Origin of the sequence: Microcoleus sp. C2D2, from assembly GCF_036702495.1 — a bacterium.
Classification (GTDB): domain Bacteria; phylum Cyanobacteriota; class Cyanobacteriia; order Cyanobacteriales; family Microcoleaceae; genus Microcoleus.
In genome coordinates, this window is record NZ_JAUBTO010000091.1 from 1 (window position 1) to 18710 (window position 18710).

Sequence of the window (18710 nt, forward strand, 5' to 3'; positions counted from 1 at the left end):
ATATATTGATTCCATGGCTTTATCCCTCCCAATTTAAAACTATTAAATTTGTCTAAATATCTGCGGAATGTGGGTTTTAAGGGGGGCTAGGGGGGGATCGAGCTTAACTGAACCGTATTGGACTATAAACATCGGAATATCTGGACGTTTTAGTTGCCAAATTAAATATTTTGACAGCAGTCAGTCTATCCCTTCTAGGCTAGTCGCCAGCTAGCTTCTAGACAATAATTTAATTTTCTAAAATCACTTCTGCATCCTGTGTTGCTTGAGAACTTTAGCGGGACTAACAAATGAAATGCCCTGAGAAAAAGAGGTACTAATCATGACAGCTTCAATGACAGGCTCATAAACCGTTTTTTCTGCAACCCACTCCACAATAAAGTTGGCACCTGAGCCTCCAATTGTATCATTTGCTGCAATGAAAAAGTTTGTGGAAGCAAGCGGCTTGAGTTCTACAGGACTCTTAATATCCTGCCTAATCAAGTTCCCATCGGTATCGTAGTAACGCACAGAAGTGATAATAATCGAATTCGTCAGATCCGTATTGCGGATACTGAGCGTGGCTGACAAATTCATCACATCATCCTGGTTATTGTAGTGATAAATATGCGAGTAAATAGGGACATATACGGTTTGTCCCATCACAACTTTTGTTTTATCTAACGTGACCGATCTCAGTGAGGTTTCACGTTTTAGATCGGGTTGTTGCCTTTGTGAGGTAGTTTGCTCAGAACAAGAGGTAATGACGATCGCGGCGATCGCCAAACCAACCCAGAAATCCTGTTTCAGCTTCATCATCGAGCGTATATGACCAAATTATGTACTGTACTACAAGCGACTCTCTCCCTTGAGACGGCTTAGTCCTAAGGTTTGAGCGGCAGTTCAACCTGGAACGTTGATCCGAGGCCCACTGCACTTGTCACCTGTATTTGCCCGCTGTGTGCTTTGACAATTTGTTCGACGATCGCCAACCCCAGCCCAAAGCCTCCGCTGTCCTGCGATCGCTCGGTGTCTACTCGATAGAAGCGATCGAAAATATAGGGTAAGTCCGCTTCTGGAATACCGATTCCGGTATCGATAATCTGAATGACCGCCAAATTGGAATGAAGAACTAGGCGTATCTTTACAGTTCCGCCAACGCGAGTATATTTACAGGCGTTGTAAAGCAAGTTTTCGACTACTTGCCGCAGCAAATCAGGATCGGCCAATAATTCAATCGGTTGTTCCGGTGATTCGCAGGTGAGTTTGATATTTTGGGCTTCTGCAAGTGCGACAAACTGGGTTGCTAAATTGCTCAGCAACTCGTTGAGATTGATTAACTTGAGCGATTCCGGCGTAAGTCGCCCTTGATGACGAGCCAACAGCAGTAAATTATTCACCAGCGCTCCCATTGATTTTGCGCTATCTACAATGTTTTCTAAGGGAGGATGGTAACGTGAATCATCAGCCGCCATGAGCAACCCAAGCTGGGCATTAGTGAGAATGGCAGACAGGGGCGATCGCAACTCGTGAGAGGCATCGGCTGTAAAGCGCTGAAGCTGCTGATAGGCTTGCCGAATCGGTTGCATGGCCAGCCCGCTGAGAAACCAACCTGTGAGGGCAATTAAGCCCAGTGTCAGCGGGACAGCGAGAGTTAGCACAATCAGAAGCTCAGTGAGCCTGTTTTGAGTTTCTGTCAGGGGAGTTGCAACCTGAAGATAACCGAGTACCCCTGTTCTACCTTCAACGGGTAATGTCACCTGACGCAGCCAGATTCCTTTTCCCAAAAGTGGATCGGTCGATCGAACTGTGAGATAACCAAAGGGCGTATTTAACTGCTCGGGAGGAGAATTCCCAAAAAAACGAACTAGCCGCCCTTGTGCGTTATACCAGCGCACGTAAATCAGATCTTCAGCAAGGGGATGGGAACCGCTGCCTAACAAGGAAACATGATTCAGATCGACCTGGTTCTGGTTTTGGCGAACTTCATAATGCACGCTGGCAGCCATGACTCGAGTTTTGTCATACAGCAGTCGATCGAGCGCCTCTAGTTTATCTTTCACCTCAATCTGATAGATTGCCCCAGCAAACAGCACGAGAATGCTTCCCATTGAGAGGGTGAACCAACGAGCCAGATTGCGACGACTTTGATTAAACACGACTTGCCTTCACGATCGTTACTTTTCGGGGGAAGCGAGGCGATAACCCATACCGTAAATGCTCTCAATCCAGTCTGCCGATCCTACAGCCTGCAAGCGTTGGCGGAGTTTGCGAACTAGAACAGTAATCGCATTGCTCTCTGGTTCAGTCCCCCATTCCCACACACCTTGTTCAATTTGACTGCGAGTCAAAACCTGTCGGGGATGGCGCATAAAATACTCCAACAACTGAAACTCGCGACTGGAGAGGGAAACGGTTGCACCTTGTCGCTCAACAGTAAGAGTATCGAGGTGGAGGTGCAGATCCTCAAGGCTGAGCGTATCTCCTTGCCAAAGGGGCGATCGCCGTCTCAATGCCCGCACTCGTGCCATGAATTCAACCAAGTCGATCGGTTTCACCAAGTAATCATCTGCACCTGCGTCTAACCCGGTCACTTTTTCAGGCGTGGTGTCTCTTGCGGTGATCATCAAAATCGGCGCTGTTTTCCCTGCCGATCGATATTGACGACAGAGATTTACCCCACTGATATGCGGCAACATCCAGTCCAAAATCAACAAATCATATTCTTTTTCTGATAACAGCCACTGTGCCGTCTCTCCATCTTTTACCCCATCCACGCTATGTCCTGCTTGAGACAGCACTGTTTGAAGCGGCATCAGTTGCTTTGGGTCGTCCTCCACAAGTAAGATTCTCATGTTTTTCTTTAATTGGGCCTATCGAACTGAAACATTTGACGCATCGTCCTTGAGTAGGATTTCAGCAGACCGCTAACTCCACTAAAGTGCAAATATAGCAATCCTAAATCATTTGTGAATTTCTTACTCCCTCCCCAAGGCATCGGGGAGGGTTGGGGTGGGGTAAAAATTTATGTGGCAAGTTACTAAACGTTGGCTAAAAGCATCAGGCGCAGAGTTTTGGTTGCCATTGCCGTTTGTGGCGATCGCGTTTTGGGTTGGCTCGAGTTTCCTAATGGCTCAAGAATTACAACAACCCCAGATCGCAAAGAATAAACTTCAGGCAGATACCCAGCTTAAAGCAACGGTGTCTGTCAATATATTGCTGATCAACGCGGTGATTAACCGAAAACAAGGAACAACCCAGGTTGCGGTAGAAACAGCAGAACCCATTTTGAAGCGATTGCAATTACAATTGCCAATGACTGACGCAACCCAGATAGAGACAGCGATCGCCCAAGAGCTCCAGTTATCGCGTCAAAATGTTCGCCAGTTAGTCCGCTACGAGATAGTTGAATAAGTTTATTGTTTCAATATTGCGATCGCATCCAGTAGACCTCTTGCAAAAATCCTTTTCATCAATTGATGATGGGACGGGCAAGATGCCCATCCCACAAGAGTTATTTTTTTTGTGGGATGGGCATCTTGCCCGTCCTATTTATTTTTGCAAGAGGTCTATTTTTTTAGTCTCTTACAGAGAAACTTCATTTGTATAGAATAGGTTTCAACCGCCGACTTTTAACTTCCTGGTATCCAAATATGCCTTAACTTCCGCGAACATTAGGCGGTTGGCATCAAAAGTAATCAACTTAACAGCTTCCTCAAAAGAAACCCAAGCAGAATTTTGGATTTCCTCAACTTGCAAAACAACTTCCCTCGAATTGACAAAGCCTAAAAAGTAGGTTACCGTTTTTTCAATCAGCTCCCCATCTTTAACAAAAGAATAATGTTCTGTAAAACTCGGCTCATCCAGCATTTGAAAATCGGATATACCAGTTTCCTCCTGAAATTCCCGCCTAGCCGTTTCCGCTGGAGATTCCCCCGGATTGGCGTGACCTTTGGGAAACGCCCAATGTCCGGCTTGATGTTGAATTAACAGAAACAAAGTGTCAGCTTCAGTCGAAAAAATCGGCACAATTCCAAAACATTCATCTTTCATTTTTCTGATATTCCCTATTAACTATAGCAATCCTAAATCATTTGTGAATTTCTTACTCCCTCCCCGAACTCGCGGGGAGGGTTGGGGTGGGCTAAAAAATTTACTACTCCTGCAAGGATTGCTATATTATGTTTTTCGAGTCCGGGCACCATCCGGACTTAGTTTGTGTAGATGCGATTTCAATCGCCGAGTCCCTGCAATTCCCACCCCAACCGAGTCGGCTGTTCATAAACCCGCTTCAAAGTATTAACATCCCTCGCAGAAATAGGCCCAGGATTTCTCACCTGAGAAAAATAAAGCACATCAGTTTCCATCAAACTGTGACCCCAAATTCCCAAAGCGTGACCAAACTCGTGCCGCGCCGTCGCCGGAACATACTTACCCACTTGATTCGGATTCAAATAAACCGAAAACCGATGAGATAAAACTGTTTTATCCCCATCCCGACGGGCGTACAATTGATAGGTAGCCTCTCCAGAGCGCGATCGCAACACCCCTTGACGCAAAGGCGGAGCCCGACGTAAAATCCTAATATCAGCCACCTCCGAACTATCCACAACTTCCAAAGGCAAATAAACCCCCCATTCCCGGACAACATCCAACACAGCCCCCACCCATTCTTCAGACTTATTAGCATCAACGGGACGCTCAACATAAACCAGAATCGGAAACTTCGACCACAGCAAATGACCGAAACTCGGTGGCTTAACCCGGTCAAAATAATCACCGCTATCGGTGGAATCTTGCCAATTGGCCAGCGTTGGCGGCAAAGCGTGAACCTGTGGATTCGGGAAACTATTCGCCAGAGGAGAAAGACTTGCAGCCGGAGTATTAACCTGACTAAAAATTATCAGGCTAAAACAACATAAAGCCAATCCCAAACCGGCCAGAAATCGAGGTTTTACCGTAACTTTCCACAACCGCATTTTTGCAACCGCAGATAGACGAAAATAAACGCAGATGAACTTGATATTATCTGCGTCTATCTGCGTTCATCTGCGGTTACAAATCAGAATCTTATAACTTAGGGGTCAACCAACCAGCACTCAAAATCACAGTCAAACCCATAAAAACAATAGACAGGCCCCAAGTAATGCGGTTCAGACTCGTTTCTGCACTCTTGGCGCTGGTAAACAATTGAGCTTGTCCGCCAATCCCTCCAATGCCATCGCCTTTAGGACTGTGCAGCAACACAAAAACCACAAGTCCTAAAGCAGACAAAGACCAGATAACTTGTAAAACAGAAACAATATTCATAATCTCGGGTAATTGGTAATTAGTAATCGGTAACTTATTATCCTATCAAATCCGGTCGATCGCACACAAACACGCTTAGGGACACGGCGCCGTGCCCCTACCTGCAGCTAGATTTCGCCGAGGCTTGCTACAATCGGACTCGCACCGGAGTGCGATTGGCGCGAACTTCAAAATCAGCCGATCGAATCATAGAACGTCCCGTCATCTCCGGCGGCTGAGGCAACCTCAACAGCTCCAGAATCGTCGGCGCAATATCAGCCAAACAACCGTCCGTCCTCAGAGGAACCTCAGTTCCGTGACCCGGAATCTTCAGACCTTCGCCTTCTACCAGAATAAACGGAACCGGGTTAGTAGTGTGAGCCGTCCAGGGATTCCCGTTCTCGTCGAACATCTGCTCAGCATTTCCGTGGTCAGCAATAATAATTGCCGTTCCCCCAACTTTACTAATGCTACTCAACAGCCGCCCCAAACATTTATCCACAGTTTCGATCGCAATTATCGTCGCATCCATCATCCCCGTATGACCAACCATATCCGGGTTAGCGTAATTAATCACCACCAACGAATAAATCCGCTTTTCCAAACCCGCCACAGCCACATCCGTCACCACTGCAGCCGACATCTCCGGCGCCTCATCGTAAGTCGCCACCATCGGGCTCTGCACCAACTCGCGGTGTTCCCCTATAAAAGGCTCTTCCAGACCCCCATTAAAAAAATAAGTCACATGAGCGTACTTTTCAGTTTCCGCCGTCCGCAACTGCTGCAAACCGTGGTTAGAAATCACCTCGCCCAGAATATTGTTCAAATTCTGCGGTTCAAAAGCCACCATTACCGAGGACAACTTCGGGTCGTACTGAGTAAAACTCCCAAACGTCAGCGGCTCAATTAACTGCCGTTGAAACCCCTTAAAATCCGGCGCCACAAAAGCCTGAGTCAATTCTCTAGCCCTGTCCGGGCGAAAATTAAAGAAAATTACCCCATCCCCGGGTGCCACCGCCCCCGCAGCAATCCGAGTCGGAATTAGAAACTCGTCCGTCACTCCTTCAGCATAAGAGGCCCGCAACACATCAACAGCCGATCGACCGTCCGGCGCACCCTCAGTCGTCATCACCTCGTAAGCGCGCTGCACCCGATCCCAGCGCTTGTCCCTGTCCATCGCGTAGTAGCGGCCGCTGATAGTCGCAATCCGACCGATCCCTACCTTTTCTATATAACTTTCAATCTTTGCTAAAGCTTCTACACCCTCTTTCGGAGTAGTATCGCGGCCGTCTGTAATCGCGTGAATGCAAACCTCAGAAATTCCCTGTGCTTTTGCTAATTCCAGCAAACCCAAAATGTGGCTCAGATGCGAGTGAACCCCGCCCTCGGAACAAAGACCAGTCAGGTGCAACTTGCCGCCCTGAAGGCGGACCTTCTCGCAAAGCTGAACCAGCGCCCGATTTTGGAGCAAAGAACCGTCTTCGACGGCATCCGAGATCCGCACCAACTCTTGAGGAACCACGCGGCCCGCGCCCAGATTCAAGTGGCCGACCTCTGAGTTGCCCATTTGCCCGTCAGGAAGCCCTACCGCCCGGCCGGATGTGTGAATCAGAGTTCTGGGATAAGCGGCCCAGAGACTGTCCATCACGGGTGTTTTCGCAGCGGCGATCGCATTTCCGTCTTTTTCTTCACGATAACCCCAGCCGTCTAGAATAATCAGCACTACAGGAGATACAGACGCTTGTGCCATGCGAATACCTTATTTACAATAATTAATTTCTCGATCTGCATGATTTCCGATTTTGCGGAACATCTTCCGCTCATCAGTTTACATATTTTCTACGCTCCGGCTGAACAAAGCCAACCAAAATTCCCTCAGCCACAGCATTTTGGGATCTAATTTCGACCTGAAGAGCGAATTGTTTAATGGATTGCCTTGCCTTGTACTGTGAATCCACAGTCGGAGACTGTTACGGATCTCACCAACAGCGACCTTGCTTTTGTTGCCGCATTTTCACTAATTGTTCAACGGTCGGTGGCGATTGAAACACTAAGAACAATACCACACATGGCGGACTTTTGCTACGCCTCAAGAAATAAATTAAACAGCTTTGACTCGGCTGCGAATAACTTTAAACGAGTTGAGCAAAAATCCGTTTCCGAATCGGCTCACTTTCAGCGGACATAAAATTCTACAACATCTTTTTTAATTTTGACATCGTAATTGCCAAAGAAATCGTGACCGAGCAGACCAATTTGCATTTGTTTGGCGATCGCCACTTCGACATTTTGGATCGCAGCACCCCCAACCCGAATCGATCGAACTACGCCGATCGGGAACACGACTACGCTACCGTCAGCGATCCCCGCTCTCACGGTACGCACGGGCCTCACTCCCAGTGCAGTAGCCATCCGCTGAGAAATCAAAGTGCCGCTCGCCCCGGTATCGACAATCATCTCAAAAGTCTTGTTGCCGTTAAATACCACATCAATCACCGGCGTCCCGCCAGCGCGGCGCTTGATTTTAGCTTGAAATACCTTTTGATTCCCCGATGGTTTGGCAGCAGGATTTGAGGGGGCCCTGTGAAACTGAGAGTACAAATTGCCAGTTGCTGCTCCCGAGCCTGCTGTTAAAGTGCGAGCGAGCTGCTGGGAACTTTCATCGGACACCAATGTCATCACCTTGGTTTCAGGCTGCAGGCTCACCTGAAAGCCTAGGTTTTTCGTCAACAAACGCGGTTTGTGAGGTATTGTTGAGAATGCTGCCCGATGTGAAGGAGAATGCACTTCGCCGCCCCCCACCGAGGCAACAGCAGCCAAAACGGCCACAGAAACAATGCCCGCTTGCCAAATCCGCTTGAGAATCACATTTGCCATTATATAAATACCTTGATTAATTCAATATGTCGAACCACGACCGCCATTGATATCCTAACCTGGTCCCGAAAACCGATCGCTCGAAGATCCCGATCTCAATCATGAGGAAAACTTGGCAATTTTCAAGCGATCGCATAACATCGAACACAGATAAACTTAAAACGACAACAGGCTGTAATTGCAGAGCCTTGTTGGATATCTTGAAATTAAGCATTTGGGGGCGATCGGCAATGCACAAACTTTTATATTTTGCAACTATAGGACTACTAGCTTTCTCGATCGGAGGCTGCGGTGGCGAGGGCAGCAACACAGCCAGCCCCAGCCCCAGTCCCAGTGCAGCCTCTCCGTCTCCGGCAGCCTCTGCCAGCCCCACCCCAGCAGCTCAGACTTTCCAGTCTCCAATAGTAGCCGCCCAGCCTCCAGGGTTAATTCGATCGACCAACCCAGACGAACGGGCCAGACAGACTCAAACAGGCATCGGCGACAACAAGAACAGGAATCCAACGCAGAGTCTTCCGCCAGTGCCGATCGGCCCTTTGACAGGCAATCCTTCTCAGGCAGACCCCTTTGGGGCGCTGCCGCCGATCGTATTACAAAACCCTCCGGGAGATGGACCCCCCAAACTGCCACAGCGAGTAGTAGGCGTGCTACCACTGCCCGAGTTAGTGCCTCCCCCCCAAATTGGAGCGCCCTTTCCAGGTACTGATCTCACTTTTTTTCCAGGAGGCAGCGGGGCAGTAGTTGGCTCGCCACCCCAAGTTCCGGGGGTAAATGCTCCTCAGTTCAGTCGCGGTGGCAGAAATGGTTCCTTACCCGGAAACACCGGGGTGCAACTTGGCTCACCGCCCCAAATTCCGGGGCTAAATGCTCCTCAGTTAAGTGGCGGTGGCACAACTGCTTCCTTACCCGGAGGCACCGGGGTGCAACTTGGCTCGCCGCCCCAAATTCCGGGGCTAAATGCTCCTCAGTTAGGTCGTATTCGTACCTCCCCGCCTGGACTCGAACCCCTTGCAGCTAGACCCATAGGAGTGCCGGATCTGCCGGAACTGCCAGTAGACAAGCGCCCCCCCCAATGGAGAGACCCCAATGCCAGGGTAAGAAGAGGTACTGCCACCCGTCCTCCTGGAACTAGCCCAATAGCAGCTAGACCCCAAGCTCGCCGTCCAGCACCCCCGCGCCCGCCCCAGCCAATAGCAGCTAGACCCATAGGAGTGCCGGATCTGCCGGAACTCCCAGTAGACAAGCGCCCGCCCCAGTGGAGAGACCCCAATCCCCCACCTCCTCCCCCGATCCCAGTAGTTCCGCCACCGCCACCACCGCCTTCTACTGACCTCGCTACAGGCACAGAAGTCAGCGGGGTGGTAAAAGTCGGGAACGAGACGCAAGTGATTGTCAAAGTACCGAATGAACCAACAAGTCGATATGTCAAAATCGGGCAGCGACTGTCTAACGGGCAAGTGTTGGTCAAGCGGGTCGATCTCAAGGAAGGAGCCGATCCGATCGTGATTCTGGAGGAAAACGGCGTGGAAGTTGCCAAAGCTGTTGGCGAAAAACCCCCCATTCGCGAACAACCCGCCAATGGAGTTATTAGCCGTCTGCCAAATCCGAATAGGTCAACGCGACGCTGAAAATTGACAGTAAAGCAGGAAAAATGGTAAAGGCAAAAACTCTAATTTTTGCCTTTTTGCATTTAAGACCGATCTCGAATCTGAAGGTAAAATTAATAGAGGGATTAAAAAATAGAGGACTTTTGAGCGACTCTTAGCTTCTAGAAAATCCCTATTAGTAATTGAAATCAAAGGAGATTTATCATGCTCGGTTCAATGCAAAAATTAGGGAGGGCGATATTAGTTGCGGCTGCTATCGGCGGCGCTGCTAATCTGTTGGGTCCCGGGCCGTCAATGGCTCAAGAAAAAGGAGAAGGAAAACGCCCTCCATTCTGCCAAGGCAACCCTCCTACGGGAAGAGTGAAATGCAATTACGAGGGAGGCGATAACTACGAGGGAAATTTCGTTAACGGCCTCCCCGACGGCAGCGGAGTCTACGTGTACGCTAATGGCGATCGCTACGAAGGACAATTTCGCAAGGGAGTGCCCGATGGCAGAGGGACATTCATTTTTAAAGATGATGCCCGCTACACAGGCGTGTTCCAAGACGGCACGATGAGATCTGGGACGGTGGTTTTCCCCAACGGTGAGCGCTACGTGGGAGACTTCGCAGTCGTCAGGAACGTTGAGACTGATGTTATTAGCAGCCAACCCTCAGGGCGGGGTCAATTTTTTTACTCGAACGGCGATCGCTACGAAGGACAATTCTTTGCAGGTTCGCCCTTTGGCCCAGGGGTATTAGTACGCGTAGATGGCACTCGCTGTTCCGGCAGGTTTTTTAATCAAGGACTTGACGCAAATGTCAGCTGCACTTTTCCCAACGGTACGCGCTATGTAGGAGAATTGCGACAGGGAGTGCCTCACGGTGTCGGAACGATGATCGATGCTAGTGGCAGGCGCTTTCCGGGGGTATTTCGCAACGGCAAACCCGGAGTTTCGAAAGGATAAATTGAGGTTTTCAGGCAACTTTTGACCACAAATCGCACAAAAGACAAATGACGAAGGAAAATAATATCCAGAAGCGCATAGGAGAAACTTAGTTAATGATTTCCCGTTTTAAAACCAGTGGAATCCCTCTATTAATTGCATCAGTGTGGGGAATTGGTAGTTACGCGACTTATCCCTTGCCCTCAATGGCCCAAGGAACAGAAGCTAGAACCGGTCGCTGCGTCCCAGCTATCACTACAGGTAGAGTTAGGTGCGATTATGACGGCGGTGATAGCTACATCGGACAGTTCGTTAACGGTTTGCCCAGTGGCACAGGGGTATACATATATTCCAACGGCGATCGCTATGAGGGGCAGTTCCGTCTCGGCCAGCCAAACGGTCGAGGACAATTTATATTTAAGAACGACGCCCGCGTCGAGGGCATATTCCGAGATGGCAAAGTTAGTTCCGGGACAGCTATTTTTACTAATGGCGATCGCTATATAGGGCCGTTTTCTCTCGATCGAGAAGTAGGCGTGCCGACTGGACAGGGGCAATTCATTTTTGCTAACGGCGATCGCTTTGTCGGTCAATTTTTAGGGGGCAAGCCTTTAGGTACGGGAGCGTTCACCCGCGCTGACGGCAGCCGGTGTTCGGGACAGTTCTACAGTCAAGAACTCGATGGCAGGGGTCGCTGCTCGTTCTCCAACGGTATCCGCTATGAGGGAGAGTTGCGCAAGGGATTGCCTCACGGCAAAGGCACAATTATCGATACCAGAGGCCGGCGGTTTCCGGGAGTGTTCCGCGACGGCCAGCGGCAACAATAAACTGGGAATAATTGCGATCTGTTAGTAAGGGCAGGTTGAGGGCTAATATTTTTTGCACAAAACCTGCCCTTGCTAGGTTTTAAAGTCAAAAATATTGATAATGTATGACCTGCTTTTTCTCAACCGAATTGCTAATCTTAAATATCCACTTGATGGAGGCGTTTTGATATGACAACTACTGCTTCTGCTTCCGGCCGCACCGGCCAGTTTCCCTTCGACTTTGCCCCGCAGCGGACTCAAGATGCTGATTTGTTGCGACAACTCGATTTTGTGCCCGGTTTGAAGGAAGTCTTGACTTTGCGCCAAGTTCATGCTTTGGAACACGCTACGGTTTGGGTACTCAGCCAATCTGCCAGTACGGCGAGAGCAAGAGCCGATAATGATTTATTGGGCGGGATGTCCACAGACCAAGGATTTTATCTTTACGGTCGCGTTAACATTGCACAGTTGCGTCAGGCAGTGCGCGAGGCTTTGCAGCGGATTGCCAGCGGAGAGTGGGATTTAGCTGTACATCCCCGCTGCGGAACGAACTTGTCGGTGGGAATGCTACTGACTGCTGGACTTGCTGTCGGCATCAATTTAGCCCTGCCTCGGGGGCCGATTCTGCAACTTTTAGGTTTGGGAGCTGCAGCGGCGGCGGCGGCTCAGTTAGCTCCTGATGTGGGAGCTCTGGCTCAGCGTTACGTCACAACTGCAATTCCGTTTAATTTAGGTGTTGTTGATATTTCTGTAACTCACGACTTTTGGGGACGCGAAGCTCATTTTGTTCGGGTGCGTTGGGTTGAATAGCTGCAGCAGGAGGGGGAAAGTGTCGGATGGGGAGAGTTGGGAAAATCTTCCTTCTTGCTTCTTCCTTCGTTTAATTAGTGCTTTGAAGTCAGGGCGATCGCACTTCATCCAACAAAAAAAAATGTGCAAATTACCGATCTACAAAACCTGGGTGGCAAGTTTACTAGCTGTCAGCTTAGCCTTAGCAGGCAACAGCTTTTTGCCTTTCACCCACAAGGCGAGCTTTGCTGGCGAAATATCCCAAACTAACGAACCAGAAAGAGCTCCTGACGGCAAGATAGTTCCCGTTAATGGCCAAGTCAATGTTAGATTAACGAATAAAACCAACGATCGACTATTTTATCAGGTAGTTGGACAGACTAACCGCCGCAGTTTAGCGGAAAATTCAACAGTCGCGCTGCAAGCATTGATACTACCGGCCTCAATTGTATTTAGGCGACCAGATGGCGCATTATTGAAGCCCAGTTTGATACCTGTTGGCGAAGGAACAGTAGAACTAAGATTAGACGAGACGAATGATTTAGATTTGGATAAAAGATCTTTAACGATTCGGAACGACGGCGCACTTTTTCTCAGATAGAAAACTGCCAAATTTAAAGAATTAACCTTCATTAAAGATTTGTCTGCGTTAATCTGTGTGCATCTGCGGTTAAAACGTGCAATCGCCATTGCCCCAGCAATTGTCAGGCAACAGTTGAATGATGTAAACTCAACTTGGCGATCGCCCCGACAACTCGACCTCACCCTTCCGTACACCATCCGAGTTCCTATGTCAATCAAAAAAATTCTTTCCATAGCGCTGTTAATTTTCATCCCCATTTCCATTGCCGCTGAGTATTTGCACTGGGGATCCCTCTGGGTTTTCATCACATCCGCTTTAGGCATTATACCTCTGGCTATTTGGTTGAGCACAGCAACAGAAGAAGTGGCGATCGTTACAGGCCCCTCCATAGGCGGCTTATTAAATGCAGTCTTCGGCAATGCTACAGAATTAATTATTGCCATAGTTGCCCTGAAAGCCGGCTTAATTGACATTGTGAAAGCCAGCATAACCGGCACAATTATCAGCAACTTACTCTTAGTCATGGGATTTTCCATGCTGCTAGGAGGCATACGCTACAAAGAACAAGAATTTAAGCCAATTATCGCGCGGGTGAACGGTTCCACAATGACTCTAGCAGTGATTGCAATTCTGCTGCCGACAATGGTAATTTACACCTCCAATGGAGTCGAACCCGCAGCCATTCAGAATCTTTCCTTAATAACTGCGATCGTCCTAATTGCAGTTTACGCTTTAACTCTGCTATTTTCATTAAAAACTCACAGCTATCTTTACGAGGTCGGCTTACTAGAACTAGAGTCAGAAAATCTTCAAAATACCAAAGAGGAATCTACTACGCACAAACCGAATTTGTGGCTGTGGATAGGAGTGCTAGTTGCCTCAACTGTTGCCGTTGCTTTTGAATCAGAAATTTTTGTTGGTGTGGTCGAAGAAACTACCAAAGGATTGGGATTGACGCCGCTGTTTACAGGGGTAATTCTGTTGCCGATTGTTGGCGGTGCGGCCGAATATGTAACTGCGGTGGGAGTTGCGATGAAAAACAATATGGATTTGTCAGTTTCTGTCGCGATGGGTTCGAGTTTGCTAGTGGCTTTGCTGGTAGCACCGGTGTTGGTGATTATCGGATTAGTGATTCATCAGCCGATGGATTTAAACTTCAATCCGTTTGAAGTAGTTGCAGTTGCCATCGCAGTGACAATTGCCAATCTAATCAGTCTCGACGGGCGCTCTAATTGGCTCGAAGGAGTGCTGCTTTTAGCAACATATATCGTGTTAGGATCGGCATTCTACTTTCACCCCATTACTTGAACCAACAATTTTCTTGGAGGGGCAATATCCCGTGGTTGCCCCTCTTCCCTTGAAAATAACTTATCTTTTTTCTATAGCGGTTCGATCGCGTGGTGAGGTATGCCCTATGCCCTATGCCTTATGCCAGATAGTACCTCATGTTACTGAGAAAGGCTATAGTTTGTTATTCTTCTTAGTCTTCTGCCATTAATTAAAGAAAATAATTTTAGGACAGAAAGTAATTACGGACAGCGACACTGTTGAACAGGAAAACACTCTCGTCTGCAACTTCTTTTTCTGCCTTTACGGTCGCGACAATCAGAAGTATCCCGACATTCTATCTTATCTTCACAAATTTGCTCGCGGGGAAAAGTACCTAAGTTTTGTATAGAAACTTCAGCCGTAAGCGCACCCTGTTCTATAACTTGGTCATTTTCTCTAATTTCATAGAGAAACTTATTTTCTCCCTCTAAAACCGAAAAAGTTCTTGTTTTGTGACTGTTACCCAACTTAAATCCAAAATCCTCGGAAAACTCACCTTTGTCGTAACCTCTGTCTGTGTAGGGATAGGGGTTAGTTTCCATGCCATCAGTCACATTTTTAATCGTCACCCTCCTGTTAGGACCCGGAGGAGTTTTGCTGGAGAAAAATCGAGCGCTTTGCGAATCAGGGGAGAAGACAGTACCAGAACACGCACCTATATATTCAACGCGCTTAAATTCAATCAAATTAATATTAAAAGCGTTTTCGTTTTTGATCCTAAATTGTGCTTCGTTAGTCTGCTGGGCGCTGACTGTAAAACCTGCTAGAATCAAAAAAAAGACCCCCACCAAAATAGCGAGGAATTTCATTGATCCCTTCCCCGTAAAATATCTCGCGTGTTTCATCTTTCTATACCTCTAATGTGAATAGATAGCATTTTGTCTAGGAGTTATTTTAACTTGAGAGCAGATGTGTTGTCAAAGTGGATCGAATAGGTTTCTAGTGAGGACTTGAGTCTTTGATGCTGAGTTGCTAAAGGAAGGACTAAAGTCCTGAGTACGAACTTAACTACCAAGTTACTCGATCGCGCCATTTTTCTAAGAGTTTTTTCCCGACTCCCTGCACTCGTTCTGCATCCTCCAAAGAGGTAAAAGGTTGCTGTTGCCGCGCTGCAATAATTCTCTCGGCTAACTTGGGGCCAACCCCAGGCAAAGTTTCTAATTCTTCCTGACTCGCTGCATTCAAATTAACTAACTTTTTACCTGCTGCAATTTTAGGTTTAGCACTCGCAGATTTGGATGCTGCGTGTAGTGAATCGCACTCTTTTTTCTTAGCGTCAATTCTCTGTTTGATTCGGGCGGGAATTCCCAAGATTGCACCTTTGTAAAGCCGATCGAACTCCCGCTCAAAATGGGCCGCAACTGTGGGACTCTCGATCGCCAGCAGCGTCTCGTCATTCCCGTGATTTGCCGCCTCACTCCAGTTGTGAGAACCTGTAAGCACCGTTTTGCCGTCCACAACGCCAAATTTGTGGTGCAGGCGATCGCCCATTGGTAACAGCGGCACTCCCACCGCAGTCAGCGGCTTTCTCCAAGGGCGATTGTCAGCTTCTAACTTGCAATCTTGGATGAAAGTCGCACCCATCATATCCAAACCTTCACTGTAAGAGCGATAAATAAAATTAGAGTCAATTAGAGCTCGCACCGCAACTCCTCGCCTAGCTTCAATTTCCAGAGTATTTGACAACCGCTGAGCAGAAAATACAAACAGTGCCAAATCAACCGACTTTTTCGCACTACCCAAAGTTCGATTTATCAAACCGTTGACGCTTTTTTCCCAAGGCAAAGTCGCAGTTGTCGGCGAAAATTGCACCGCAACAGTCGCATTCCCTACTCTCACTTTTTGCACTTGACGAAACGGCTTTTTGATGCCAAATTTGCTGTCCGGTTTGCCTCCAGGTCCGTCGCCCCACATCAGGTTAAATTCTTGAGTAAATAGTTGCGCTAATTGAGCATTTTCAATTTTCAGCAAATTGTTCGCATTGCCGCGACTTGCTGCTGTCTTGAAATCGCCGTGTATATCGCTTGTGGTAAAATTAGCAGAAGTGACGATTACGGTTTTGCCGTCAATTACCACAAATTTGTGGTGCATCAAACCGCTGCCTTTACTGCCGTCAGCAGTATCGTCAATTACAGGAATTCCCGCATCTTTGACAATTACCAAAGCATCGTTGTGCTTGATTTCATCGGCAGTCAATTTACCGTCTTTATTGGTATCGGCAATTTGCAAAAATTCGCTATAACGCTCGCGCTCTCTTTCCGGTAATGAAGCTAACTCCTGGGCTGTAAAATCGCTCCAAGGGCGACTGTACATATGTTCGACAATTAATCTCACTTTAATTCCCGATCGCTGTCGATCGGCCAAAACCCTGGCAATACCGGGCAAGCGAAACTCTTGAACCGCTACATCTAACGTCGATCCAGCACTGGCTTTCGCAACAGCGACCAACTTTTCCAAATCCTCTCCAAATCTAGTTTGCTGGCGGTAAGGCTCTGTATAACTCGAAGCGATCGACTGATTGAAGTATACTTGCAACAAGGGGTCTTGAGGCAGCGGAGCCTGACTGGGAGGTAAATTCTGCACGTCTTCCTTAATTTGTCCGCAGGCCACCAGATCGATCGCCAGCAGCCCAGCACAACACAAACCGAGTAAATGATAATAAAATACAGCCACAAAATTTTAATAAATATAGAGGTTATTAGCGTTCCCACAGTTCAAAGCTATAGGAGCAAGTAAAGTTACAACTTATTAAATTTATGCAAGGGAAGAGATTTTGCGTCTTGTAGAACTGCCTCGATGCCGGAAGCATCACTGGTAGGGTAGCAGCATTCAGGGGCGTGGGTCAAACCCGATACCCCTGCTTTATGGCTAAAAGAAAAAGAATTTTTCCGTGCGGTCACAAAGGATATGGTAAAGCCTGCCATCGCTGCACGCAAGAGTTGGTAGCGCAGCAGCATTACGTGGAAGAGCTGGCAGAAAAACAAACCAAAAAACAACGGAGGGAAGCATCATTTGCTAGAGATATCATCGATCTCAGAGGTCTGCCCGACCACGTAGTCACTAAAGCTCGCGCCATTATAGCAGCTTTGGGCGAAAATAAGAATTACAGAGATTTCGGCGGCAAACGCCTGCGTCACAACCGTTTGATCGTAAGTATTCCTGTAACCCGCAACTACAGAATGCTTTGTGAAGATTGCGGCACTTTTTTAATCCCCCAAAAAGTTTTGTCGCACGAAGACTACAACGTCTGCAAACCAGGAAGTTAGCCATCAGTCATCAGTCATTAGTCATTAGTTATTTAAAATCATGCAAATTTACCTCGACTATAGCGCCACAACACCCGCACGCCCAGAAGCGATTCAAGCCATGCAAAAAGCCCTGACTCAGCAGTGGGGGAATCCTTCCAGTTTGCACGAGTGGGGACAAAGGGCGGCGACAGCTTTAGAATTAGCAAGAATGCAGGTTGCTAGCTTAATTAACGCGCTACCGGAATCGATAATTTTCACGAGTGGGGGCACTGAAGCGGACAACTTGGCAATTATGGGAATTGCCCGTCTTTATACAAAGCCGCAGCATATGATTATCTCCAGCGTAGAGCATTCCGCAGTAGCAGAACCGGCGCGACAACTCGAACAGTTGGGATGGGAAGTGACGCGCCTACCGGTGGATAAATGTGGGCGAATTCACCCTTTGGATTTGCAAGAGTCGCTGCGATCGAATACAGTGTTAATTTCAATCATTTACGGACAAAGCGAAGTTGGGACGCTGCAACCAATAGAAGCCTTGGGACAAATTGCGCGCGATCGCAATATCATGTTTCATACCGATGCAGTTCAAGTTGCCGGCAAGCTGCAAGTTGACGTGCAGAAACTGCCCGTAGACTTGCTTTCCCTTTCCAGTCACAAACTTTACGGGCCGCAAGGTGCGGGGGCGCTTTACGTGCGTCCGGGAGTAGAATTAGTGCCAATGTTAGGCGGTGGCGGTCAAGAAGTGAAACTGCGTTCCGGGACACAAGCGCTGCCGGCAATCGTGGGTTTTGGGGTGGCGGCGGAGTTAGCATTGCAGGAAATAGATGTGGAAACGCCGAGGTTAATTGGATTGCGCGATCGGCTTTTTGACCTATTAGCTCATGTACCAAGTTTAGTACCAACAGGCGATCGATATTGTCGGCTGCCGCACCACGTCAGTTTTTGCATCGTCTCCCCCTCCTCCCGCCCTTACCAAAAGAGAGATACAGGGCGAATCACAGGCAAAACTCTGGTGCGGCAGCTAAACTTAGCAGGAATTGGCATTAGTTCCGGTTCTGCTTGTAGCAGTGGCAAACTAACTCCCAGTCCGATATTATTAGCAATGGGATATGACGAAATCGGCGCAGTTGGTGGAATTCGCTTGACTCTAGGACGAGAAACCACAGAAGCTGATATTGATTGGACAGTAATTGCGATCGAGCAAATTTTGGATAGACTAATGCCAAAGGTAGCATTATCTAGGCGCTAGCAGGAAAACCTGCGGTTCAAAACCTTC

At 48.1% G+C, this 18710-nt stretch carries 19 protein-coding genes; 9 read left to right on the plus strand and 10 right to left on the minus strand.

Translation table 11 applies throughout. The features are described 5' to 3' along the window. Positions 1-243: 243 nt before the first annotated feature. From QUB61_RS24885 to rppA, 3 genes are all read right to left on the minus strand, one after another. A complete protein-coding gene (locus QUB61_RS24885; protein ID WP_333132192.1) occupies positions 244-798 on the minus strand; it encodes a DUF3124 domain-containing protein in 555 nt (184 codons plus the stop codon). Positions 799-863: 65 nt separating this feature from the next. Continuing rightward, positions 864-2138 (minus strand): HAMP domain-containing sensor histidine kinase, encoded by a 1275-nt coding sequence (locus tag QUB61_RS24890; RefSeq protein ID WP_333132193.1) that lies wholly within the window; start codon positions 2136-2138, stop codon positions 864-866. A gap of 18 nt (positions 2139-2156) precedes the next feature. Next, positions 2157-2834, minus strand: coding sequence for a two-component system response regulator RppA (gene rppA / locus QUB61_RS24895; protein ID WP_333132194.1), 678 nt, complete (start codon positions 2832-2834; stop codon positions 2157-2159). Positions 2835-3006: 172 nt separating this feature from the next. Here rppA and QUB61_RS24900 point away from each other — a divergent pair, with 172 nt between their 5' ends. Beyond that, a complete protein-coding gene (locus QUB61_RS24900; RefSeq protein ID WP_333132195.1) occupies positions 3007-3393 on the plus strand; it encodes a hypothetical protein in 387 nt (128 codons plus the stop codon). 204 nt (positions 3394-3597) lie between these two features. Here QUB61_RS24900 and QUB61_RS24905 read toward each other — a convergent pair whose 3' ends face one another. The 5 genes from QUB61_RS24905 to QUB61_RS24925 form a co-directional block, all read right to left on the minus strand. Next, a complete protein-coding gene (locus QUB61_RS24905; protein ID WP_333128121.1) occupies positions 3598-4032 on the minus strand; it encodes an NUDIX domain-containing protein in 435 nt (144 codons plus the stop codon). A 179-nt stretch (positions 4033-4211) separates the two neighbouring features. Next, positions 4212-4958, minus strand: coding sequence for a peptidase (locus tag QUB61_RS24910; protein WP_333128124.1), 747 nt, complete (start codon positions 4956-4958; stop codon positions 4212-4214). Positions 4959-5049: 91 nt separating this feature from the next. Beyond that, a complete protein-coding gene (gene secG, locus QUB61_RS24915; protein WP_332957461.1) occupies positions 5050-5289 on the minus strand; it encodes a preprotein translocase subunit SecG in 240 nt (79 codons plus the stop codon). A gap of 127 nt (positions 5290-5416) precedes the next feature. Next, positions 5417-7018 (minus strand): 2,3-bisphosphoglycerate-independent phosphoglycerate mutase, encoded by a 1602-nt coding sequence (gpmI, locus tag QUB61_RS24920; RefSeq protein ID WP_333128128.1) that lies wholly within the window; start codon positions 7016-7018, stop codon positions 5417-5419. Between the two features lie 425 nt (positions 7019-7443). Beyond that, positions 7444-8145 (minus strand): retropepsin-like aspartic protease, encoded by a 702-nt coding sequence (locus QUB61_RS24925; RefSeq protein ID WP_333128130.1) that lies wholly within the window; start codon positions 8143-8145, stop codon positions 7444-7446. Between the two features lie 230 nt (positions 8146-8375). Here QUB61_RS24925 and QUB61_RS24930 point away from each other — a divergent pair, with 230 nt between their 5' ends. From QUB61_RS24930 to cax, 6 genes are all read left to right on the plus strand, one after another. After that, positions 8376-9773 carry a hypothetical protein gene (locus tag QUB61_RS24930; RefSeq protein WP_333190159.1) on the plus strand — a complete coding sequence of 466 codons (1398 nt, stop codon included), beginning with the start codon at positions 8376-8378 and terminating at the stop codon, positions 9771-9773. Between the two features lie 183 nt (positions 9774-9956). Continuing rightward, positions 9957-10700: an MORN motif-containing protein gene (locus tag QUB61_RS24935; protein ID WP_333128136.1), complete on the plus strand. Its 744-nt coding sequence runs from the start codon at positions 9957-9959 to the stop codon at positions 10698-10700. Positions 10701-10795: 95 nt separating this feature from the next. Beyond that, positions 10796-11506: an MORN motif-containing protein gene (locus QUB61_RS24940; protein WP_333128138.1), complete on the plus strand. Its 711-nt coding sequence runs from the start codon at positions 10796-10798 to the stop codon at positions 11504-11506. A 168-nt stretch (positions 11507-11674) separates the two neighbouring features. Next, on the plus strand, positions 11675-12295 hold the full coding sequence (locus QUB61_RS24945) for a DUF6391 domain-containing protein (RefSeq protein WP_333128140.1): 621 nt from the start codon (positions 11675-11677) through the stop codon (positions 12293-12295). Positions 12296-12314: 19 nt separating this feature from the next. Continuing rightward, positions 12315-12875, plus strand: a complete 561-nt coding sequence (locus QUB61_RS24950; protein ID WP_333190161.1) for a hypothetical protein — start codon at positions 12315-12317, stop codon at positions 12873-12875. A 189-nt stretch (positions 12876-13064) separates the two neighbouring features. Then, entirely contained in the window at positions 13065-14165 is a 1101-nt protein-coding gene (gene cax / locus QUB61_RS24955; RefSeq protein WP_333128184.1) for a calcium/proton exchanger, read from the plus strand. A gap of 221 nt (positions 14166-14386) precedes the next feature. Here the strand turns inward: cax and QUB61_RS24960 are convergent, their stop codons facing one another. Then, positions 14387-14995, minus strand: a complete 609-nt coding sequence (locus QUB61_RS24960) for a hypothetical protein (protein WP_333128144.1) — start codon at positions 14993-14995, stop codon at positions 14387-14389. 199 nt (positions 14996-15194) lie between these two features. Further along, complete coding sequence (locus QUB61_RS24965; RefSeq protein WP_333128146.1) at positions 15195-16859, minus strand: DUF655 domain-containing protein; 1665 nt, start codon at positions 16857-16859, stop codon at positions 15195-15197. Positions 16860-17050: 191 nt separating this feature from the next. On the opposite strand from QUB61_RS24965, the gene QUB61_RS24970 reads away from it, so the two are divergent. Together QUB61_RS24970 and QUB61_RS24975 are read left to right on the plus strand one after the other, a co-directional pair. Continuing rightward, the gene (locus QUB61_RS24970; RefSeq protein ID WP_172187360.1) at positions 17051-17452 is read left to right on the plus strand and encodes a DUF7682 family zinc-binding protein; all 402 of its coding nucleotides are present in this window, start codon (positions 17051-17053) and stop codon (positions 17450-17452) included. A 40-nt stretch (positions 17453-17492) separates the two neighbouring features. Continuing rightward, on the plus strand, positions 17493-18683 hold the full coding sequence (locus tag QUB61_RS24975) for a cysteine desulfurase family protein (RefSeq protein ID WP_333128148.1): 1191 nt from the start codon (positions 17493-17495) through the stop codon (positions 18681-18683). The last annotated feature ends 27 nt before the right edge of the window (positions 18684-18710 follow it).